Here is a 21,062-nt window from a genome sequence, read left to right as displayed (position 1 = left end):
CAGCCATTGGTTATCAAAAACCTATGAATATGTATCTTGAATTTATTAAAAATGTAGGGTAAGGTAACAATACAAGGTGGAAATTAATTAAGCTGAAAACTTGTCTTGATTTTTCAGGCCATTATATATATACATTAAGGAGTCTACAATGAGTAGTGAAGAAACAATTACATTTCAAGCTTTATATGCAAAGCATAAAAAGATAGCCATCCCAAAAAAAGAGATGAGTCGTGAAACTGGTTTAAGTATATCAACTCTTGATAGACTATAAATGTAGGTATTCCTGCTATTGCAAGTTGTGAAGTAAACGTATGTTTAATTGTATGTGGAACAACTCTATTTTTTCTATCATCACATGCTATATCTTGATTAAATAAGACATCCATTATTGAACCGAGTTTGTAAGTTATGGAACTACGAGCTAATTTTATAATAGTGCTAGTAGAAGAGGGTAGGTCAAGAATTCTATCATGAAGAAGTTCTTTTAACTCATCATTATAAAAACCAGTATAAGTATCATTATTTTTATGCTCAGATAATATAAGTGAATTATTGTTTGGCTTAATATCCATAGAACGAATAGTTGCAATCGTTCCAACTCTTCCACCAGTTGAAAGCGATAATTTTACAAATAAGTATATTTCATAATTGGTATTTTTACAAACTTCTAAAAGTTTTTTTATATCATCAAGGGTTAAATATCTCTCCCTAATATTATTTAGTTGTTCATGCTGAATATTAGCGGTTGGAATGTCTCCACTATATAATTTTTTGGAAATAACATACTTGTACATAGCATTTAGTGTTACTAGTAAATGCCTAACACTAGCAACAGCTAAATTTATTTTTAAATTCTCCTGTAGTTGTAGAGCATCTTTTTCTGAAAAATTATGTAACTTAACATGACCTATAGCTTTTGTTAGGTGGATAGTAAACCTTCTTTTTTCTTTCTCAATATTTTTAACCGTTGAAGCTTTATATTCAAAATAAAGTTCAGACATATCAAAAATAGTCATTACTTGTTTAGGTTTAGCAATATGTGGTAACTCTTCCCCCCCCCAATCTAATTTTGGTTACTATCTCTTCCCTTTTAGCTTTACAGTATTTTTCTCGAATCCCTACTGAATAGTTTCCAATACTTTTTAATCTATCCTTACCATTTTCATCAATCCATCTGATAATAAATTTTTTATCAACTGCTTTGCCTTTGTCATTAAATATCTCTTTATAGAAAACTCCTTCTGTTTTTGTTGGAATTCTTTTATTAGAAATAACTGTTTTCATAAAATGTCCTTTTGACGGACCACGGACTAAAAGTTATTTTAGTCCGTCTCTAGTCCGTATAATTTAATTAAATATGAAGTAATTTGAATTTATTTAAAAAGGAGTATAACTAATCAGAAGCCTAAATATAGGCTCTGATAGTTTATTTGACGAGGTTTGGTAGAATTAGAGTAGATTGTTAAATACTGATTCTAATTCCTACAGGACAGTGATCAGAACCTGTGATATCATTTAATATGAATGCATCTTCAAGGCTTTCACATAAATCTTCACTAATGAAAAAATAATCAATCCTCCAGCCTACATTTCTGTCCCTTGCACCTGAGCGATAAGACCACCAGCTATATCTTTCTTTTTCCTCACCATTAACATATCTAAATGTATCAATATAGCCATGATCTATGAGCTTATCCATCCATTCTCTTTCTATTGGTAAAAATCCAGAAGTCTTAGAGTTTGCTTTTGGGTTAGATAAATCTATCTCTGTATGGGCTGTATTTACATCACCACAAATAATAATAGACTTGCCATCTTCTCGTAGTTGTTCACAATGTGCTAAGAAATCATCATAAAACTTCATCTTATGAGCAAGTCTTTCTTCATTCTTTTGACCGTTTGGAAAGTAAACATTAAAAAGTACTATATCATCATAATGAGTTTCAACAATTCTACCTTCGGCAGTTGTATCTACATGATGTGCTACTGAGTTGGCATCACTTTGAAGTGTACTCCAAGTCATAGTTCCGCTATAACCTTTTTTTGTTGCAGAGTTCACAATTATATCTGTGTACTCTTTCTCAAATAAGCCATCAGGAATCTGCTCCTGGAGAGCTTTTATCTCTTGAAGACATAAGATGTCAGGTTCTCTTTCATCAATCCATTTAAGTGCATCTTTGTTACCTACAGCCCGTATACCATTAACGTTCCATGAAATTATTTCTATTGAGTCTGACATATTTAATCCAAGAAAGGTAGCTTAACTTTATGATTGTTAAGGCCTAGTGTGTTTTTATCTTTTTCACCTGAGAGAAGTTTTATGAATTGACCTCTTGTAAGAACTGGTAAGTTTATCTCTCTTCCCATTGTTTTTTCTATTTGTTTTTGTTGCGCATCAAAGAGAGAAAGATCTTCACCTGTATTTACAATTAAGAAGTCGGCATTGTTGTCAAGTGCTTCAAGTAAAATTGTTCCAGCCATCAGATATGATAGTTTTTTAGCATCAAAAGGTATATCAAAATGTTTTGATATTAAATCTACATAAGAAGCATTACTTTGCTCAATTACATATTCAAATGAGATTGGGTTAAGAGCATCATATACTGCAATGTTAAAGTTTTCAAAAGATTGAGTGATTTCATAAGGCTCATTCTTTTTTGATTCTTTTTTCTCTGGGTAATTAAGGATTCTATACTGAAGAGATGATTTATTTATAAGTCCATCTTCAGAATTTAGAAGAGCAAATATATCATTTTGAAGAGAAGAATCTTTTTTTACAATATCAAGGCCTAAAAGAATTACATGCTCCCCAATATAATCATCGTGAAAATGAAGTGTATTTGAAGCATAGTATTCAAGCATATAAGATTTATTTTTAATAATAGTCTCTTTTTCTTCTTGTGACATATATTCATCAAGTAAATCTAGTTTAGCTTGATAGTCTTTTGTGTCAATGATTAAATCATTTATAGCTCTTTTTATACTTAATGGCTGAAGTAGTAGTTCATTAGAATCATTAAGTATGTCATTTAAAGAAGCTTTTGACGAGGTAAATTCATTATTAGCTTGAAGGAAAAACTCTTCATTTTCTATAAATCCAAATTTCTCAATTGAATATATATTTTTTAAAACGTCGTTAAGAGTATTTACAGAGTCACGTTTAATAGAGTAGTTTTTGTAGTAAGGAAGATAGTCTGTTTTACTATCAAATTTGAAAAGTTGAATGTTTATCATTAGTGAAAGTCCAAATATAATTTTTTGTATTTTACAATGGAATTGCTTTACTTTTATTATAGTAACAAGATTAGGGGAGGAAAGTAAGGATTTCTAAGCCCTTTTCAAAGGAAAGGGCGGAGATATAGTGTTTGTTAGTTATTAAACAAAGTTTACTTTTGTAAGGTGATGTTTCATACCAAGAGCATCTGCATCACAACCAAGAGCAAGTCCTAGCATTTGTTGCATATGGAGTACAGGAAGTGCAACTTCTCTACCAATAGCATGAGAAGCATGACCTGTTTGAGTATCTAACTTTAGGTGGCATAATGGACAAGGTGTAACCATCCAGTCAGCATTTCCATCCATCGCACCAGCAATAGCATTACCAGTTAAAATAGATGCTGTTTTTGGAGCTTGAAGCTCAACATGAAAACCACAACATTTGTTTTTTGCTTCATAGTCGACAGTCGCACCACCACAAGCAATAATCAAATCATCAAGTGAAGTTGGATTGTATGGATTCTCAGGAGAATCATGAGATTCATTTTGAAGTTCAGAAGGGCGTATGTTATGACAACCATAAAAAGGTGCAATGTTAAATTGGCTGAGAGGTGTTACTACCATTTCTTTTACTTTATCAAGACCAATATCATCGATAATTGCATATAAAAAGTGAGTAATTTTTGATGTACCTGCATAAACAAGGCCAACTTCTTCAAGCTTTTCATTTACTCTTGCTTTAAGGTCTTCATTGTTATCTAAACGATGTTTAGTCATTGCTGTATTTAACTGACAAGTGTTACAAATTGTAACCATTGTTAAGTCATGTTTTTCAGCATAAGCAATATTTCTAGCATTTAAAACTAAAGATAAAAAATCATCATAATCTTGTAAGTGCGAAGCTCCACAACATGAAGCCTCTGTTAACTCTACAAGTTCAATTCCTAGTTTTTCAGCAACTGCATATGTTGACATATATTGCTCAGGCGTACTTTGCTTTGCTGTACATCCCGTAAAAAGTGCATATCTTAATTTACTCATTGGAAAACTCCTAGAACTTTGCTGTAGACGATGATGCTACAAGCTTTTTGATTTCGTCAAGATTATCTGACTTTGTGATGCCCCATGGTGGAACGATTTTACCTTTGATGAACATTCTCGCTGCCACAGGTAAGTGTTTGACTATAGCAGGACCTTCAGAGTAAAGAACTAAACCACCTTCATCAAGTACACCATTTCTAGCGATTGAATGTTTAAATCCAACAGCGTGACGTGTAGCTACGTTTGAAGTTGCAACACCTTCTTGAAATAGCATGTTATGAAGTTTTGTAATTTTTTCAATTGGATTCACGTCTTTAGGACAAGCCTCTTGACATTCAAAACATTTAACACAGTCCCAAAGACCTTGTTTTTCTTCATGTAATTCAGTAAGTCTTGTAGTATGCGCGTCATCACGAATGTCAGCTTCAAATCTATATGCTTTAGCAAAAGCAGCTGGACCAAAGAAGTCTTCGTTTATCTCTACAACAGGACATGCATAATGACAAGCTCCACATTGTATACATAAGTCAGCTTCATTTAATTCTTCAGCTTCTTCTGGTGTTACAAGGTGCTCATGCTCTGGATGTTCTTCAACATCTGAAATAAGGTAAGGCTTAATTGCATCATGCTTTTCCCAAAAATCAGCCTTATCAATAATTAAATCTTTAATAGCTCTCTTGATACTAAGTGGTTCTATAGTAAGTTCATTACCGAAAAGTTCAACCATGTCGTCCATACTTTCTTTACAAGCAAGTGTCGCGCGACCGTTAACCTTAATACCACAGGTTCCACAGATACCATGACGGCAAGATCTTCTATAAGAAAAGCTACCATCGTGATCCCATTTAATTCTGTTTAAAATATCTAAAACAACTTCTTCTGAAGTTACGTCCATATCGTAGTTTTCGTAATATGGAAGATAGTCTTCATCTGCATTAAAACGAAATACTTTGAAGTTTACTTTTTGTGTAGTAATTGCACTTGTACTCATAAGTTTTCTCCCTTACCTAGTATGTTCTAGCTTTTAGTTCATGTTTGCCAAGAACGACATCCATGTAGTCAAGTGAAATATCACCATTTTCATCCATATAAGCCATAGTATGCTTTAGAAATTTTTCATCATCCCGAGTATCGTAATCTTCTCTAAAGTGAGCACCACGACTTTCATTTCTAGCAACAGCACTTTCAACAATAAAGAGTGAGTAATCTAACATATGCCCAAACTCCATAGCTTCTTGAAGTTCTGTGTTAAATACTTTTGATTTATCTTTAATTCTAATATTTTTATATCTTGAACGAAGTTGTTTGATTGTTTTAATAGCAAGATCAAGTGTATTTTTACTTCTAAATGCACCAGCATTCGCTGTCATACACTGTTGAAGTTCTTCTCTAAGTGTAGGAACTGTTTCATCCCCATTGTTTGAAAGGATAAAATCAATTTCTGCTAATGCAGTTGATGCATCTTCTTGGCTTGCCTTACGCAATTGAATCGCATCAACATCTGCAGCCATCGTTTTACCAACAAACTTACCAAATAGTAGTGCTTCAAGAACAGAGTTTGCACCAAGACGATTTGCACCATGAACAGATACACAAGAACATTCACCCGCAGCATAGAAGCCTTCGATGAATTCTGTATTGTTTTTACGAGCACGACCAGCGATATCAACTGGAATTCCACCCATAGAATAGTGTGCAGTCGCAGAAATTAAGATAGGCTCTTTAATCATGTCAAGACCTAAGAAAGTGATAGCTAATTCACGTAACTCGGGAAGCTTTGCCATAATAAGATCTTTTCCCAAATGTGTTACATCTAGAAACACTGCATCTTTTCTTGGGCCAACACCACGACCTTCACGGATCTCATTTAAAATCGCACGTGCTACAACATCTCGAGATGCTAGTTCCATAGCATTTGGAGCATACTTGTCCATAAATCGTTCACCCTCCGAGTTGAAAAGACGTCCACCCTCACCACGAGCTGCTTCAGATATTAAAACACCATTTCCAGATAATCCAGATGGGTGAAATTGTACAAACTCCATATCTTCAAGCGGAAGACCATGACGAGCAACGATAGAAAGACCATCGCCTGTATTTGCATGTGCATTAGAATTGATTTTATATGAACGTGCATAACCACCAGTTGCGAACATGACTGATTTAGCATTGAATATTACAGTTTGCATATCACGGATATTAAAAGCAACAACACCTGAAACTTTTCCATCTTTATAGATAATATCTGCTGCATACCACTCATCCCAAAACTTAACACCAGCACGATGTGCTTGCTCATAAATAGTTTGAAGTAGTGTAAGACCAGTTCTGTCTTTTGCATAACAAGCTCGAGGTGAAGATTGACCACCAAAAGGGCGTTGTGCAATCTTACCATCTGGTGTACGGCTAAACGCCGCACCCATTCTCTCAGCCCATCTGATTGTTTCAGGAGCTTTTTGACACATAAACTCAACTGCATCTTGATCTGCTAAGTAATCAGATCCTTTCACAGTATCAAATTCATGTAGCTCTATACTGTCTTTATCACTAAAAGCTGCATTAATTCCACCTTGTGCCGCACCTGAATGACTTCTTAGTGGGTGTAGTTTTGTAATAACTGCGACTTTCTTTCCTGCTTTTTGCAATTCTCTTGCTGCTGCACAACCTGCGAGGCCTGCACCAACAACGATTGCATCGTAAGTATAAATTGGAATACTCATTAAACTTCCTTCTAATTTTAGAACTTAAATAATGCTGATTATATCGTTAAAAAACTTTGGAAATATTAAACAAAAGCTTTCTGTTACTGAAGTTGAAGTTTGTTACAATTTGAGACACTAAATGAATTCTTACTTAGGAATATCTTTCATTTGAATGATTCTATTGTTACCTAATTCTTTAGTATGCTTGAGGAGTTCTTTTGCTTTTCGAATAGATTTCTCTAATGGAGCATGATTTGGTTTACTGATAAATCCACCGGTAACGCTTATTTGTATAGTTTCTTTTTCTGGAGTTGCCAACTTGATTTCTGAAATACTTTGGCGGATTAGGTCTGTATGTTTAAAGAGTTGCTCTGTTGAAGGGCGTGTGAAAATAAGGGTAAATTGGTTGTAATCACTTCTTGCAATTATATCTGTTGCTTGTTGGTGAAGAGAAATGGTATACGCTACTTTTTTTAGTATAGCTTGCGTGAATTCTTGTGAGAATGTTCTTTTAGATTTAGAAAAGTTATCAATCTCTAGTATTGTAACAGATGAGAAGTTAGTATCTTTGGGAGTTTTCCTTTCCAAATAGGCCTGAATCATACCTTTGTTGTTATGAATCTCTGTTACTGGGTCCATCATCGCTGGGTTATCAGCTATTTGCGTCTTTCTAGTCATCCTTAGTTGGATAGCGGCAACTTCTTGAGTGAAAATCTCTTTATTTTTATTAGTATCTATAGTATACAAAAACAAAATATCATTATAGATTTTTGTTAATCTTTTTTTATACCAAATAGTTGTTAAAAGTAGTAAAATAAAAATAAGAATAAGAATTTTACTGAAAATACTAAATTTTTCCTGGTCATATAAGATGTTTTTTAGTATGAGGGAGTCAATATTTGATGTAATTTGTATGAAGGAGGTATTGAGTTTGTCTTTATCTGTCTGTGTTATTTTATTTAATTCAAAATATTTTCTTGATTCTTTGTCAAAATTTTGGATTAAGGAGTATAAATGATTAAGGTCTGAAATATATTCTGTTGTATTATCTAAAAGGTATACTGATAAATAATTATATTGATTCTTGTTGTGTAGTTTATTTATATCATTGTTTAGACTTGCTATTTTTGCATTGTAAAGATAAATATTAACTTCGTTTGATATTTCCTGCTGAGTCAGTATATTTAAAAGAACAGTTTTTTGATTATTTAAATTATTTACTTTTTCATAAGAATAATATTGTTCTACTATAAATAGTAAACTTATAGTACTAAGAGTGAGGATGAATAATAAGAATATATGTAAGTTTTTAAAGATTTTATATATAGAATGTTTCATAATATAGTCCTAAAAATGGTATAATCTAAGGTATTTTATATTTTTGGTCATTAATAAACACTGAATTGTGTAATTTTTGACTATGCAAGAAGTTTAATTGAATTTAGAAAATTATTTTATATCATTGTTTGTAAGTAAACATATTGGCGATGATGGTGCTGTCATTGATGGATTTGTATATTCTAAAGATGCTTTTTTTGAGAATGTTCATTTTAAAACTGATTGGATGAGTCATGAGCAAATTGCTGCAAAGGCAATGCATGTGAATATCTCAGATGCTGTTGCTATGGGTGCTTTACCAAAGTATGCTCTTTTGAGTGTAGCAATGCCTAGTAGCATTACAAAAGAGCAGATGAGAGAACTAGCCAGAGGATTTCAAAAAGTTGCAGATGACTTTGGTATAGATATAATTGGTGGAGACACAATTAGCAATACAAAGTTAGATATAACAATAACAATCATTTCTAAGGTAAATAAGCCTTTGTTGCGTTCAACAGCAAGAATTGGTGAAGTAGTGGCTTATACTGGTAAACTTGGAAAATCACAACAAGATTTGAAAAAGCTTATGAGTAGAGGACAAATACATAAAAATTCTAAATTTGTAAATATAAAACTAAGAGATACATTTATTAAAAAGACACAAAGATTTTTGACTTCTGGTATGGATATATCAGATGGTCTTTTCAGTGATTTAAATAAGCTTTCTCAATCAAGTAATATAGGGTTTAGATTTATAAGAAAAATACCTAAAAATATTGGGTGCAGTGGCGAAGAGTATGAGATGCTTGTGTCATTTTCTAGGCGTGATATAAAGACGATGAAAAGAAGAGCAATGCAAAGCAGAACACCACTTAATATTTTTGCATATACTTCAAGAGATAAATATATAAATAGATGTAAATCGCATCATTTTTAAAGGTAGTACATGGACAGATTTTATTCCTTAGGGCATTCGAGTATAGATTTTAGGTTTAAACAAACGGCTAGGGATTTTGTTGTAGAGGAACTTCCTCTTTATGAGTTTTCTGGAGAAGGGGAACACCTCGTACTTTTTGTACGAAAGAAGAATTTATCAACTGCGGAGATGGTAGGTGTTTTTGCACGTTTTCTAGGAATTAAAAATAGAGATATTGGTTATGCTGGGCTCAAAGATAAGCATGCAATGACAAAGCAATATATTTCAATTCATAAGCAACATGAAGAGGCTCTTACTAAGTTTGAGCATGAGGGGATTAAAATTCTCTCCCAGGTCTACCATAATAACAAAATAAAAATTGGGCATTTAAAAGGAAATAGATTCTATATAAAGCTCAAAAAAGTAAATCCAACATCTGCAACTAAACTTGATGAAGCATTAAAAAATATTTCAGATAGTGGTATGCCAAATTACTTCGGATACCAGAGATTTGGTAATGATGGAGACAATCACATAATCGGTGAAAAAATTGCAAAAGGTGAAAAAAGAGAACGTAATCCACGAGTAAAAAAACTTCTGATAAATTCGTATCAAAGTCATTTGTTCAATATGTGGTTGAGCCGTCGTTTAGAAATCAATACTCTTATAAATACTTTTCAAGCAAAAGAATTAGAATCATTACTGAATATTCCAATAGATCAGCTTGAAAAAATTAAAAAACAAAAACATTACTTTAAAGTACTTATTGGTGATATAATGGAACATTATCCATATGGAAGGTTATTTGACTTTGATGGAAGTGATGAAGATTTAGAGCGTTTTAATACACGTGATATTTCTGTAACAGGTTTACTATGTGGGAATAAAGTGAGAATGTCATCAGATACAGCTGGTGTTATTGAAAAAGATTATAACGACATTATTAGTGCTGATGGAGCAAGACGCTATGCATGGGTGTATCCAACAGAAGTAGAAGGAAGATTTAATAAAGTAGAAGCACAGTATGAACTTAACTTCACTCTTCCAAAAGGCTCTTATGCTACGGTACTTATAGAAGAACTTGCTAAGAAAAAAATAAACTAAATTTAGGACAGACAACTAGATGCAAAAAAGACATATAACATCACTTATCTCGCAAAATTTTGGAAAATTCGCAAGTAAAGAGTTTCCAAAATGGTTTCAAAAAGTAGTAAATAGCTCTTATGTTGGACTTATGGGACTTGATATGAGTGATTTTCACGCTCCTAGTACATATAAAAGTTTAAATGCACTTTTTACGCGTCATTTACGTGAAGATAGAAAGTTTTCTCTTGATGGAAGTGCGTTTATTTCACCATGTGATTCATTGATTTCTGAATGTGGAACAATGACAGAGGATTATGCCTTACAGATTAAAGGAATGCGTTACAAATGTGATGATTTTATAGGGAGTGAATTTACACAAGAGGAAAAGAATGTAGTACATAATGGTACATTTTTAAACTTTTATCTTTCACCAAAAGATTATCATCGTTATCATATTCCTACAAATCTAAAAGTGCTTAAGGCTGTACATATTCCAGGAAAGTTTTATCCTGTAAATATGCCTTCGCTTAAAAAAAGATTGAATCTGTTTATAGAAAATGAAAGAGTTGTTCTTCACTGTGAAACAACATCTGGAAAGAAATTTTTTATGGTTCTTGTGAGCGCTTTAAATGTTGGTGTAATGCAAGTAAGTTTCGAACCGAAGATCCAAACAAATGCAGTTGCTACTTCACCACAAGCCTATAAATTTGAAAATGTTTTTCTAAACAAAGGCGATGATTTTGGTTGTTTTGAAATGGGATCAACAATCATCGTTATTGCTGAAAAAGGTATGTTAGATTTAGATGTATCTACTGGTAAAGATGTGAAATACGGACAAACAATCGCAAAGGTACACTAAATAGATAATAGTTCAATGGGCAGTATCTCATCACAAACAAAGCAACTTTTTCAAGATAAAGTATTATTTGAAAAAAAAATTCTTAATGTCGAAAATAATCAAGATAGGGAGGATGTTGTTAGTATATTAGCTATTAGGCTAGTGAGAGATAGCCTAAAAGAACATTTAAACTTTTTATATATAGAGAAATTTTCTGATTTCTCACTTAAACAAATTGTAAATATTGTCTTTAAAGAGATCGCAAATGAATGGGTTGACTATGCTATGCATATATTAAATTATTCAAAAAGTGCTGCTTTAGATGAATTAAGGATTCAACATAGAGTAAAGTTTCTAAAATCCTTGTCAAGCGATTATTACAATTCTTTTAAAGATACTATATTTGAAGAGATTGCAGATACATTTATAGAACTCCTAGTTCAAAATACTAAGAAAGATAAGAATAGTATTCTTATTAACGCTGTAATCAATAGTGACCTCATTCCGAATAGGAGTGTTTTAAATATTAATAGTTGGAATCAGTTAAGTGAATGTGTAAAAGTAGCTATAGACTTGAGAGGTAGTAAAAAAGTGAAGTTAGAAAACTTTGAAAGTAAATTAAAGAAAGTGAAAAAATCAATTATTTACTCTCTTTCAAAAATAAAAGATTAAGTATTAATTACTTCTAGTTTTACTAACAGTTTTCCATCTTCTTGATAAATTTCAATTTTTGTATCTATAGAAAATTCTTTTTTTAACAACACACCTTGAACAGAATGTAAAACATGAGCAAATTTTTGAAACATAGGTGCTATAACGTAATCAATATTATCTTTTTGAAGTAATTTAGCCAAACTCTCAACAGTACAGTAATAAACGCTTTTATTAATAGATCTTTGAACGATATAGTCATGCATTATATTGATATTGTTAGCGAGTGTATCTTTGTCTACCTTCTCAAGGGTATTGCTATCATGAGCACGCTGTATGTTATGTTGTATCTCTTCTTCAATGTTGTGATTGCTAGCATCCATTAAAGCGTCCAGAGTAGGACAATACTTTTTAAGCTCATGGATAAGTTCATCATTCTCAAACCTACTTGTGTCAGCATTGTATTTGTAAACTCGATCTTCAAAGTAATCATGACTGAGGGCTTTTAAAAGTTGTACGGAGATATTAAGATAAGCGAACTTATCTTCTTTGTTATTGTCGAAATCGATACCAGTGTGTGAGATAATAGGCTTAGGGCCAACATACTTAAGTTGCATAAGAAGTCCTTATTTTTGTTAGTATGTTGTTATATCGGTTAGAGTTAGTAAAACTTTAAATCTAAGTTCCAAGAGGAGTAATTAGTATAGTAGTGTTTAGTAGACTTTGTTAATCTAATGAAGTTAAGTTATAATTTTATCTATATTACACAAAGGCTATTTTCTTGCAAGACTTTTCAACAAACAAACAAAAATTCATCTTAAAGCTTTTCCCAGAAATCATGATAAAGGGTTCTTCTGCAAAACGTCAAATGATAGGACAGCTTTATAATAACCTGCTAGGTATATTTGAAAAAATAGATAAAGAGATACTAGTCAAAAAATACTCAGATAAATTAGAAGTTTTTGCACCTATGAGTGTTTTAGTAGAAGTAAAACAAAAGCTTTTAGATACTTCGGGAATCGAGCAAATACTTGAAGTACTCCAGTTTGATGATATGGATACACTAGAAAAAATAAAACTCAAAATTGGCGAACTTGTTATAGATAGTCTTAAAGATAAAACATTTGTCGTGAGAGTAAAACGTAATGGGAATCATCCTTTTACATCTATAGATATCGAAAAAACTGTTGGAGGCTATTTACTTGCGCATTCTGAGGCAAAATGTGTACAGATGAAGAATGCAGAGATAACAGTACGGATGGAACTTATAGAAAAGCAACTAAATTTTATCTCAACAAAGTATAAAGGGCTAAGTGGTTTTCCTATTGGGACACAAGGAGATATCCTTTCTCTTATGTCAGGTGGTTTTGATTCAACTGTCGCTTCTTATCTTACAATGAAGAGAGGTATTAAAACGCACTTTGTATTTTTTAATCTTGGTGGTAATGCGCATGAGATTGGTGTTAAACAGGTTGCGTTATATTTATGGTCAAAGTTTGGATCTTCACATAAAGTAAAGTTTATCTCAGTTCCTTTTGATGATGTTCTTACGGAGATTTTTCGCTCAACTCCACCAACATATATGGGTGTAGTCCTTAAGCGTCTTATGCTTATGGCATCTGAAAAAATAGCAGATGAACTTGAAATAGATGCTTTACTAACAGGGGAAAGTGTTGCTCAAGTTTCAAGTCAAACGCTGCGAAATCTTGCGTTAATAGACGAAGTGAGTAACAAACTTATTCTTCGTCCACTCTCGACAATGAATAAGCCTGAAATCATGTCTATAGCTAATGACATTGGTACCCGTCGGTTTGCAGAAAGCATGCCTGAATATTGTGGGGTTATATCTCAGAACCCTATTATTCATGGTTCTTTTAAACGTATGGAAAAGATAGCTAAGAAATTTGATTATGAAGTTTTAAATAAAGCAGTTGAAGATTCTAAACACATTTATGTACATGATATTGTAAATGATATCAACAACCTAGAAGCGGTTGAAGTAATCAAAGACTTAACTCTTGATACCTTTATTGTGATTGATATTAGAGAAGAAGCCCAATGTATTGAGACGGTCTGTGAGAGTATGATGATACCTTTTCATAAACTCAAATCTGAATTTCCTAAGTTAGATAAAAATAAAGAATACTTACTTTACTGCGAAAAAGGAATTATGAGTCAACTACATGCTCAGTATCTTAGAGATGAGTATAAATGTGAAAATGTGAGAGTATATAGACCTGATAATTCTTAGGAATTTCGACTTAATGAAAAAAATAGATGCTTAGGTCTCTATTTTTTTTATAACTGAGTAAATAATAATCTACTAGGCTGAACTTCACACTTCTACCCAAACCATGACGTAAACTAATCATATTTATCATTGAGAACAAGAAAATCATACTATTATTTTTTGTAATATCTTCCCATTGTTACTTTAACTCAGTATCATGAGATAAGTACATTAATACTCAATATTAAAATACAAAGGATACTAGATGGATATTTTGAAACGAAAATCAACAAAACTAGTCATAGCTTCTGTTCTATTGGTAGGCTTAAGTACAGTCTCTCTTGCAAAAGAAAAAGTGTATACTTGGAAATTAGCAACAACTTGGGGACCGACACTTTCACCATTTATTGATGCACCAAAGAACATGGCTAAGATGGTAAAAGAGATGTCAAATGGCAGATTAATTATTAGAATTGATGCTTCAAACAAGCATAAGGCTGCATTTGGTGTTTTAGATATGGTTAAGGGTGGTCAGTATGATATGGCTCATACTGCTTCATATTATTGGAGAGGTAAAAATATTGCTTTACTCCCTTTAACAACGATGCCTTTTGGAATGACAGCACCTGAACAATATGCTTGGTTCTACCAAGGTGGCGGAATGGAACTTATGCAAAAAGCATATAAACCTTATAAGGTTTTATCTTATCCGGGTGGAAATACTGGAAATCAAATGGGTGGATGGTTTAGAAAAGAAATCAAATCACTTGATGACCTAAAAGGTCTTAAGATGAGAATTCCTGGATTTGCCGGTGAAGTTATGGCTAAGCTAGGTCTTGCTGTTACAAACGTTGCTCCGGGTGAATTATATACTTCTCTTGAGAGAGGCGGTTTAGACGCACTTGAATGGGTTGGGCCTGGAATGGATATCAAAATGGGTTTCCACAAGATAGCACCGTACTACTATACTGGTTGGCATGAGCCAAGTACAGAGTTACAGTACTTAGTAAATACGAGAAAGTTTAATAAGCTTCCTAAAGATTTACAGGTTATCTTAAAAACTGCGATGAGAGTAAGTGCTTATGATATGTATATACAAAATTATGCAATGAGTGCTGATGCATGGTCAAAAATAGCTACTGATTATCCAAACGTTCAAATCAAAACTTTTCCAAAAGAAGTTATGGATGCAATGAAAAAAGCGAACAAAGAGCTTAGAGCGGAAATGAGTAAAAAGAATCCACAGTTAAAAGAGATTTTAGATTCACAAGAAGCTTTTCAAAAGAAAGCTAGAGAGTGGACGATTATGTCTGATTACCGTTACTTAAAAGATAATCTCGAATAGAAATAGAATCCCTTCTTTAGGGGATTTTTTTATCTCATGATACATCACTTGAGTATAAATTGTTATATTCATAGACTTATCACAAATACATAAAGGAAATTAAGTTGTTAAAAATTGAAAATTTATTTAATAAATTTGCAGATATCTTAGGAGTCATTACCTCAATCGCTATGGTTCTCATGATTATGAATGTATTTTATGATGTTATTACAAGATATGTTTTTAGAGTCAACAGTATCGCAATGCAAGAAATGGAGTGGCATCTGTTCTCAGTTGTAATTTTAATAGGTGTAGCGTATACACTTAAAGAAGATGGACATGTAAGAGTTGATATTATTTATGATAAGTTTTCCTACAGAAAAAAAGCGGTCATAAATATGATCGGGGTAGTTATAGCTATATTACCAATTTCGCTACTTGTTGGATTAAGCTCTATAGAAAATGCAACGGAAGCTTATATAGCAATGGAGCAAAGTGGTAATCCCGGTGGATTAGAATATAGATGGGTAGTTAAAGCGTTAATTCCTCTTTCATTCTTAATGTTAATTATCACTTCAATAGGTTTTTTTATCAAAAATTTAAATATCTTTAATGGCTTACATGGTCATGGTACTAATGAAAAAAGGCCTTTAGTATGATTGGTATTTTAATGTTTTTTACAGCACTTTTTATGTTGCTGTTTGGATTTCCAGTTGCATTTACATTTGCCGCTGTCTCGGTGTTATTTGGTCTCCTAGCCGGAGTAACTGAAATATATATGTCTGGTGGTTTTGATGCTGGAATGATTGCTGGTTTGAGTGAAGGATTAGCTGAGGGTATAGCAATGTTTGACTATATGCCTTATAGGATTTTTTCAATTCAGCAAAATACAATTTTAATGGCTATTCCAATGTTTATCTTTATGGGGATCATACTTCAAAAAACAGGTCTTGCAGAAAAACTTCTAGAATCTATGGGTTTTTTGTTTGGAGAGATTCGAGGAGGTATAGCTATTTCTACCGTTTTAGTTGGTTCACTTTTAGCAGCATCTACGGGTGTTGTTGGTGCTTCTGTGGTTGCAATGGGAGTAATTTCACTCCCTGTTATGATGAAGTACAAATATAAAACAGAATTAGCTACGGGAACTATTTGTGCATCTGGTACACTTGGTCAGATTATTCCTCCCTCTATTGTACTTATTATTCTTGGAGATGTTTTTCAGGTTCCTGTTGGCGATTTGTTTCAGGCTGCTGTATGGCCCGGTCTTACTCTTGTAGGTTCATATATAGTGTACATACTGATTATTTCATATCTTAAAAAAGATATTGCACCTGCAATTCCCGTAGATGCATCTCGTGGTAGTAAAGCTAAGCAAGTACAAAAAGCTCTCATTGATATTATTCCTTCTTTAGCACTGATTATATTAGTTCTTGGTTCTATTTTTGGAGGTATTGCAACTCCTACTGAATCTTCAGCTGTTGGATCAGTAGGTGCTATGTTTTTAGCCTTAATATATAGAACTTTTTCATTTGCAATGGTTAGAGAAGCGGCATTAGAGTCTGTAAAAATAACTTCAATGGTATTTGGTATCTTGATAGGTGCTACTGCATTCTCTATGGTTTTTTCATACACTGGTGGAGAAGAAATAATAGCAGAGTTTATGACTAATTTACCCGGTGATGATAAGATGGCATTTATTATTTTTACTATGCTTGTTGTTTTAGTTTTAGGATTCTTTATTGATTTTGTTGAAATTTCATATATTATAATTCCTATATTGGTACCAATCTCTGAAGTCTTAGGAATAAATCCAGTGTGGTTTGCGATTTTAATCGCTATGAATTTACAAACCTCATTCTTAACACCGCCATTTGGTTTTTCTCTTTTTTATCTAAAAGGGGTAGCTCCAAGTTCTGTAAGTACAATGCAAATATATAAAGGGGTTGTTCCTTTTATTATCATTCAGGTTATTGTATTGTTAGTATTAGCATTTTTTCCAAGTTTTTTCGGAATCTCAGCATCTTTATAAGGTATAACTAAGAGCGAGAAAGCTCTTGGTTATACGTTGAATCTAAAGTGCATAACGTCGCCGTCTTGCACTATGTACTCTTTTCCTTCTAGTCTCATTTTTCCAGCGTCTTTAGCTTTGTTTTCACCTTGACATTCAATGTAGTCGTTATAAGCAATAACTTCTGCACGGATAAAACCTTTTTCAAAGTCATTGTGAATAGCAGCGGCAGCACGTGGTGCAGTTGAGTTTTGTTTGATTGTCCAAGCACGAACTTCTTTAACACCCGCGGTAAAGTAGCTCATAAGACCAAGTTTAGCAAAACCTTTATGGATAATCTGCTCAAGCCCTGATTCTTCCACACCTAAGTCAGTTAAAAACTCTTGTGCTTCATCATCTTCAAGACCGATAAGCTCTTCCTCAACTTTAGCACAAAGCTTAATGAGCTCACAGTTATTTTTTGCTGCATAGTCTTTAAGTAAAGTTACATATTCATTATCTTCTAAAAGACCATCTTCATCAGTATTTGCACCATACATAATCTCTTTATCCGTTAAAAAACGAACTTCTTGGTTAAGTTGTCTGTAGTCGTCACTATCTGCTTGCTCAAAATTTCTTGCTAGGTTACCATCAGCTAAGAACTCTATAAGCTCATTCGCCATATCTAGTGAACTTTGAGCTTTTTTATCAGCCTTCGCTTGTTTTTTAAGTCTGTCTATCCTATTGGATAAAACTTCGATATCCGCTAAGATAAGTTCACCTTCAATAATCTCAACATCACGAAGTGGATCAATACTTCCTTCGTTATGTACGATGTTTTCATCATCAAAACATCTAACGATTTGAAGTATAACTTCTGTTTCTCTAATAGTCGAAAGAAACTTGTTCCCAAGTCCTTCACCCTTACTTGCACCTTTAACAAGACCTGCAATATCAACAAAATCAAGTGTAGAGTATTGAATCTTTTCAGGATTAACAATTTTTGCTAACTCTGCTAACCTTTTATCAGGAACAGGAACTACCGCTTTATTCGGTTCTATCGTACAAAATGGATAATTTGCTGCTTCTGCATTTTGCGCTTTTGTTAGTGCATTGAAAGTTGTTGATTTACCTACGTTTGGAAGTCCTACTAAACCAATCGATAATCCCATTTATTTCTCCGATATATATTAATATTTTTATGTATTTTAAGCCCATAATTAAGGCTTTTTTAGCTGTTTTTAATGTTTACGTTAAACTATACTAGAAACACTTTTGCATCTCTGTATAAAATTAGAAAATATAACATTAGACATTAAGTCCATTTATTAGATAATGAGACAGTTAAGATAAGTGGAATTATACTAAATAAACCTTAATAACATAAAATGCTATAATCTATAAAGACACTTTGGAGTACTCATGAAAAAAATTATCGGTTTTGCTATTATCCTACTTGGAATATTTTTAGAATTTATGTGGTTAGGTATATGTTTTGGAAGTATAATTATTGGAATACTTCTTTTAATATTTGCACCACGAATATTGTTTTTCCCTTTCAACTTCTTCTTAGTTCTTGGTGTAGTGACTATGAGTGGTAAAAATTATAAGTACTATGCTAATTACAAAAGAGATGGAAACTATAGTTATAATACTCATAATAATTATTCCAAAGCACAACCATCATTCAACAACATGGATAGATACTATAAGATATTAGAATCTTCTGCAAATGATTCACTTGAAAGTATCAAAAAGAACTACAGAAGACTTATGAAAGAATATCATTATGACTCTATTGCAAGTAAAGGTTTGCCAGAAAATATGCTGAAATTTGCAGAAGAGAAGACTAAAGAGCTAAACGAAGCATATGCCGCGATTAAAAAAGAAAAAAAAGGTTAATATTTAACAATATGATAAGTTACGATTATCCACTCTTTAGGCCACCAGCAGAAGCAGACAACATAATAATTCAAGTAACTTTAGGCTGTAGTTACAATAACTGCTCGTTTTGTTCTATGTACAAAACTAAAAAGTATCAAGAGAGAAGTTTAGAAGATATATGTAAAGACATTGATAATCTAGCAAAATCATATCCAACAGCACATAAAATATTTTTAGCTGATGGGGATGCTCTGGCTTTGCCAATGAACACTTTACTTGCAATCTTGAAATATTTACAGAACTCATTTTCTAAACTAAGACGTGTATCAACGTATGCCTCTGCTCAAAAATTTAGTTGCACAGTGATTTAAGAGTAAATGGAAATCAGAATTTAGACACTTTGTTCTCATAGATTTTAAAAATACGATTTCAAATTTTTTTGTTCCAAAACTCCTAAGGGTTTATGTGAATTCTCAATTTAGACTTTTTGAACACTTTGTGGAACACATAAAACTGGTTATTGCTATTTGTGTTCCAAAAATAAGACTTTAATGCTCATGTTCCATATCGAGAATCTCATGAACACCTTCATCAGATAATTGTTCTAATCCTAAAACTTTTCCAGAAATTCTAAGTGCAACTCCAGCTAACTCATGGTTTGCATTAAGTGATGCAAACCCATCCTCAATACTCTCAACAATCCAAACAACTCCTTCTTCTTCACCATCTAGCTCCATCCCAACAGCGATATCTTCAAAAAGTTCACTCACTGGTTCTCTAACCATTAAAGACTCTTTAAATTCTCCAAAAGCTTGCTTATGGCTTAGCAAAAGATTAAAGCTATCCCCTATACTCTTCCCTTCAAGCTCATCTTCTAGAGCTTGAAAAATCTGTCCATAAGAGCCATGAGCATACATTAGCTCATCGCTTTCATCAAGAAAGGTACCATCTTTACCTTCCATTTTCAAAGATATAGACACAAGTGTATTTTTTGTAATTTTTTCCATATTAACTTCTTTATTAAATTTAGTCGCAATTCTATCAAAGAATACTTTATTTTTTTGTTCAATAGTAATATTACTTTCAAATATACTATTGCAGTTAATTTGCATTTATATTAATATAAAAAGATTGTAAAAATAGATAGTAATACTTTATATATGGAATATATGTATGATATTATTCATAAATAAAAATCAATATTAGAGATTATTAAAATTTACAAATGCAAATCACTTGCGTTAATAGACTTTTTTGGTTATTATTGTATTTCGTAAGTTACTCCTTGGGGGTTTATTGCCTAAACCCCCTTTAAATACAATTCCAAATTTCTTAGGATTAAAATGAAAAAGCAACTTTTTATACTCGTAGTAATAATAGCTACAACTTCACTTTATGCAAAACTAAACATCATTGTAAGCATTGTCCCTCAACAAACATTTGTTGAAAGAATCGGGGGTAATAAAGTTAATGTTACCACTATGGTTAAACCAGGGAGCGATCCACACTCTTATGAACCAAAACCATCACAGATGATTGCTATCTCAAAAGCGAATATCTATTTTCCTATAAAGATAGAGTTTGAAAATGCTTGGTTACAACGATTTAAAGAACAAAACTCCAAGATGGAATTTATCCAGATGACAAAAGGTATTGAGTTTATAGATATGCCCAAGCATGGAAACTTAGAAGCTACAAAGGCTGAAAAAAAATTACCTTATAAATGGGCTGGCCTATTTAAACTTTTAAAAGGGGAATACACTTGGAGCTTTGATAAAGTGAATGGAAAGTATGCTGATTCTAAAATGAGATTTTTAATGATAAAGGCTCAAATGAAAAGTGAAAATCTTATAGAGTCTTATAAAGAGGA

General features: G+C 32.6%; 22 protein-coding genes. 11 read left to right on the top strand and 11 right to left on the bottom strand.

Translation table 11 applies throughout. The annotated features are described in order from the left end of the window. Positions 1 to 167: 167 nt before the first annotated feature. From ACI9TV_RS12495 to ACI9TV_RS12460, 8 genes are all read right to left on the bottom strand, one after another. Entirely contained in the window at positions 168 to 1,016 is an 849-nt protein-coding gene (locus tag ACI9TV_RS12495; RefSeq protein ID WP_415251144.1) for a tyrosine-type recombinase/integrase, read from the bottom strand. A 13-nt stretch (positions 1,017 to 1,029) separates the two neighbouring features. Further along, complete coding sequence (locus ACI9TV_RS12490; protein ID WP_415251143.1) at positions 1,030 to 1,284, bottom strand: hypothetical protein; 255 nt, start codon at positions 1,282 to 1,284, stop codon at positions 1,030 to 1,032. Positions 1,285 to 1,462: 178 nt separating this feature from the next. Then, entirely contained in the window at positions 1,463 to 2,239 is a 777-nt protein-coding gene (locus tag ACI9TV_RS12485) for an exodeoxyribonuclease III (RefSeq protein ID WP_415251142.1), read from the bottom strand. 2 nt (positions 2,240 to 2,241) lie between these two features. Beyond that, positions 2,242 to 3,234 carry a hypothetical protein gene (locus ACI9TV_RS12480; RefSeq protein ID WP_415251141.1) on the bottom strand — a complete coding sequence of 331 codons (993 nt, stop codon included), beginning with the start codon at positions 3,232 to 3,234 and terminating at the stop codon, positions 2,242 to 2,244. A gap of 141 nt (positions 3,235 to 3,375) precedes the next feature. Next, the gene (locus ACI9TV_RS12475) at positions 3,376 to 4,257 is read right to left on the bottom strand and encodes a CoB--CoM heterodisulfide reductase iron-sulfur subunit B family protein (protein ID WP_415251140.1); all 882 of its coding nucleotides are present in this window, start codon (positions 4,255 to 4,257) and stop codon (positions 3,376 to 3,378) included. A 10-nt stretch (positions 4,258 to 4,267) separates the two neighbouring features. Beyond that, positions 4,268 to 5,248 carry a succinate dehydrogenase/fumarate reductase iron-sulfur subunit gene (locus ACI9TV_RS12470; protein ID WP_415251139.1) on the bottom strand — a complete coding sequence of 327 codons (981 nt, stop codon included), beginning with the start codon at positions 5,246 to 5,248 and terminating at the stop codon, positions 4,268 to 4,270. A gap of 16 nt (positions 5,249 to 5,264) precedes the next feature. After that, positions 5,265 to 6,977: a succinate dehydrogenase flavoprotein subunit gene (gene sdhA / locus ACI9TV_RS12465; RefSeq protein WP_415251138.1), complete on the bottom strand. Its 1,713-nt coding sequence runs from the start codon at positions 6,975 to 6,977 to the stop codon at positions 5,265 to 5,267. 129 nt (positions 6,978 to 7,106) lie between these two features. Next, on the bottom strand, positions 7,107 to 8,297 hold the full coding sequence (locus tag ACI9TV_RS12460; protein WP_415251137.1) for a diguanylate cyclase: 1,191 nt from the start codon (positions 8,295 to 8,297) through the stop codon (positions 7,107 to 7,109). 97 nt (positions 8,298 to 8,394) lie between these two features. Between ACI9TV_RS12460 and ACI9TV_RS12455 the strand changes: the two genes are divergently transcribed. Genes ACI9TV_RS12455 through ACI9TV_RS12440 form a run of 4 tightly spaced genes read left to right on the top strand, consistent with a single transcriptional unit; the run spans position 8,395 to position 11,788 of the window. Next, entirely contained in the window at positions 8,395 to 9,213 is an 819-nt protein-coding gene (locus tag ACI9TV_RS12455) for a thiamine-phosphate kinase (RefSeq protein WP_415251136.1), read from the top strand. A 9-nt stretch (positions 9,214 to 9,222) separates the two neighbouring features. Beyond that, complete coding sequence (gene truD, locus ACI9TV_RS12450; RefSeq protein WP_415251135.1) at positions 9,223 to 10,296, top strand: tRNA pseudouridine(13) synthase TruD; 1,074 nt, start codon at positions 9,223 to 9,225, stop codon at positions 10,294 to 10,296. A gap of 19 nt (positions 10,297 to 10,315) precedes the next feature. Further along, positions 10,316 to 11,137: a phosphatidylserine decarboxylase gene (locus tag ACI9TV_RS12445; RefSeq protein ID WP_415251134.1), complete on the top strand. Its 822-nt coding sequence runs from the start codon at positions 10,316 to 10,318 to the stop codon at positions 11,135 to 11,137. A gap of 15 nt (positions 11,138 to 11,152) precedes the next feature. Then, entirely contained in the window at positions 11,153 to 11,788 is a 636-nt protein-coding gene (locus tag ACI9TV_RS12440) for a hypothetical protein (protein WP_415251133.1), read from the top strand. Here the strand turns inward: ACI9TV_RS12440 and ACI9TV_RS12435 are convergent. Beyond that, positions 11,785 to 12,384 carry a hypothetical protein gene (locus ACI9TV_RS12435; RefSeq protein WP_415251132.1) on the bottom strand — a complete coding sequence of 200 codons (600 nt, stop codon included), beginning with the start codon at positions 12,382 to 12,384 and terminating at the stop codon, positions 11,785 to 11,787. The two genes, ACI9TV_RS12440 and ACI9TV_RS12435, sit on opposite strands and share 4 nt — an antisense overlap. A gap of 164 nt (positions 12,385 to 12,548) precedes the next feature. Between ACI9TV_RS12435 and thiI the strand changes: the two genes are divergently transcribed. The 4 genes from thiI (at position 12,549) to ACI9TV_RS12415 (ending at position 17,350) form a co-directional block, all read left to right on the top strand. After that, positions 12,549 to 14,018, top strand: a complete 1,470-nt coding sequence (gene thiI / locus ACI9TV_RS12430; RefSeq protein ID WP_415251131.1) for a tRNA uracil 4-sulfurtransferase ThiI — start codon at positions 12,549 to 12,551, stop codon at positions 14,016 to 14,018. Between the two features lie 244 nt (positions 14,019 to 14,262). Beyond that, positions 14,263 to 15,342, top strand: coding sequence for a TRAP transporter substrate-binding protein (locus ACI9TV_RS12425; protein WP_415251130.1), 1,080 nt, complete (start codon positions 14,263 to 14,265; stop codon positions 15,340 to 15,342). A 104-nt stretch (positions 15,343 to 15,446) separates the two neighbouring features. After that, positions 15,447 to 15,980, top strand: coding sequence for a TRAP transporter small permease subunit (locus tag ACI9TV_RS12420; protein WP_415251129.1), 534 nt, complete (start codon positions 15,447 to 15,449; stop codon positions 15,978 to 15,980). Then, a complete protein-coding gene (locus tag ACI9TV_RS12415) occupies positions 15,977 to 17,350 on the top strand; it encodes a TRAP transporter large permease (protein WP_415251128.1) in 1,374 nt (457 codons plus the stop codon). Before ACI9TV_RS12420 ends, ACI9TV_RS12415 begins: the two co-directional genes overlap by 4 nt. 29 nt (positions 17,351 to 17,379) lie before the next feature. Here the strand turns inward: ACI9TV_RS12415 and ychF are convergent, their stop codons facing one another. After that, positions 17,380 to 18,480: a redox-regulated ATPase YchF gene (ychF, locus tag ACI9TV_RS12410; RefSeq protein ID WP_415251127.1), complete on the bottom strand. Its 1,101-nt coding sequence runs from the start codon at positions 18,478 to 18,480 to the stop codon at positions 17,380 to 17,382. 250 nt (positions 18,481 to 18,730) lie between these two features. On the opposite strand from ychF, the gene ACI9TV_RS12405 reads away from it, so the two are divergent. Both ACI9TV_RS12405 and ACI9TV_RS12400 read left to right on the top strand, forming a co-directional pair. Then, positions 18,731 to 19,210, top strand: coding sequence for a DnaJ domain-containing protein (locus ACI9TV_RS12405; protein WP_415251126.1), 480 nt, complete (start codon positions 18,731 to 18,733; stop codon positions 19,208 to 19,210). 11 nt (positions 19,211 to 19,221) lie between these two features. Further along, positions 19,222 to 19,563, top strand: a complete 342-nt coding sequence (locus ACI9TV_RS12400) for a radical SAM protein (protein WP_415251125.1) — start codon at positions 19,222 to 19,224, stop codon at positions 19,561 to 19,563. Positions 19,564 to 19,740: 177 nt separating this feature from the next. Here the strand turns inward: ACI9TV_RS12400 and ACI9TV_RS12395 are convergent, their stop codons facing one another. Then, on the bottom strand, positions 19,741 to 20,199 hold the full coding sequence (locus ACI9TV_RS12395; protein ID WP_415251124.1) for an FKBP-type peptidyl-prolyl cis-trans isomerase: 459 nt from the start codon (positions 20,197 to 20,199) through the stop codon (positions 19,741 to 19,743). A gap of 336 nt (positions 20,200 to 20,535) precedes the next feature. Between ACI9TV_RS12395 and ACI9TV_RS12390 the strand changes: the two genes are divergently transcribed. After that, the coding region (locus ACI9TV_RS12390) for a metal ABC transporter solute-binding protein, Zn/Mn family (protein WP_415251123.1) at positions 20,536 to 21,062 on the top strand (527 nt) is incomplete at its 3' end.

The organism is Sulfurimonas sp., assembly GCF_047622445.1.
GTDB lineage: Bacteria > Campylobacterota > Campylobacteria > Campylobacterales > Sulfurimonadaceae > Sulfurimonas.
The sequence above is the reverse complement of the archived record's forward strand: the minus strand, read 5'-3'. Positions and strand labels throughout refer to the sequence as shown.

What these genes read in the sequence shown, in the direction of transcription:
- ACI9TV_RS12495 (WP_415251144.1), bottom strand. Translation starts at nt 1,016, where the DNA reads ATGACTATTTTTGATATGTCTGAACTTTATTTTGAATATAAAGCTTCA.
- ACI9TV_RS12490 (WP_415251143.1), bottom strand. Translation starts at nt 1,284, where the DNA reads ATGAAAACAGTTATTTCTAATAAAAGAATTCCAACAAAAACAGAAGGA.
- ACI9TV_RS12485 (WP_415251142.1), bottom strand. Translation starts at nt 2,239, where the DNA reads ATGTCAGACTCAATAGAAATAATTTCATGGAACGTTAATGGTATACGG.
- ACI9TV_RS12480 (WP_415251141.1), bottom strand. Translation starts at nt 3,234, where the DNA reads ATGATAAACATTCAACTTTTCAAATTTGATAGTAAAACAGACTATCTT.
- ACI9TV_RS12475 (WP_415251140.1), bottom strand. Translation starts at nt 4,257, where the DNA reads ATGAGTAAATTAAGATATGCACTTTTTACGGGATGTACAGCAAAGCAA.
- ACI9TV_RS12470 (WP_415251139.1), bottom strand. Translation starts at nt 5,248, where the DNA reads ATGAGTACAAGTGCAATTACTACACAAAAAGTAAACTTCAAAGTATTT.
- sdhA (WP_415251138.1), bottom strand. Translation starts at nt 6,977, where the DNA reads ATGAGTATTCCAATTTATACTTACGATGCAATCGTTGTTGGTGCAGGC.
- ACI9TV_RS12460 (WP_415251137.1), bottom strand. Translation starts at nt 8,297, where the DNA reads ATGAAACATTCTATATATAAAATCTTTAAAAACTTACATATATTCTTA.
- truD (WP_415251135.1), top strand. Translation starts at nt 9,223, where the DNA reads ATGGACAGATTTTATTCCTTAGGGCATTCGAGTATAGATTTTAGGTTT.
- ACI9TV_RS12445 (WP_415251134.1), top strand. Translation starts at nt 10,316, where the DNA reads ATGCAAAAAAGACATATAACATCACTTATCTCGCAAAATTTTGGAAAA.
- ACI9TV_RS12440 (WP_415251133.1), top strand. Translation starts at nt 11,153, where the DNA reads ATGGGCAGTATCTCATCACAAACAAAGCAACTTTTTCAAGATAAAGTA.
- ACI9TV_RS12435 (WP_415251132.1), bottom strand. Translation starts at nt 12,384, where the DNA reads ATGCAACTTAAGTATGTTGGCCCTAAGCCTATTATCTCACACACTGGT.
- ACI9TV_RS12425 (WP_415251130.1), top strand. Translation starts at nt 14,263, where the DNA reads ATGGATATTTTGAAACGAAAATCAACAAAACTAGTCATAGCTTCTGTT.
- ACI9TV_RS12415 (WP_415251128.1), top strand. Translation starts at nt 15,977, where the DNA reads ATGATTGGTATTTTAATGTTTTTTACAGCACTTTTTATGTTGCTGTTT.
- ychF (WP_415251127.1), bottom strand. Translation starts at nt 18,480, where the DNA reads ATGGGATTATCGATTGGTTTAGTAGGACTTCCAAACGTAGGTAAATCA.
- ACI9TV_RS12405 (WP_415251126.1), top strand. Translation starts at nt 18,731, where the DNA reads ATGAAAAAAATTATCGGTTTTGCTATTATCCTACTTGGAATATTTTTA.
- ACI9TV_RS12400 (WP_415251125.1), top strand. Translation starts at nt 19,222, where the DNA reads ATGATAAGTTACGATTATCCACTCTTTAGGCCACCAGCAGAAGCAGAC.
- ACI9TV_RS12395 (WP_415251124.1), bottom strand. Translation starts at nt 20,199, where the DNA reads ATGGAAAAAATTACAAAAAATACACTTGTGTCTATATCTTTGAAAATG.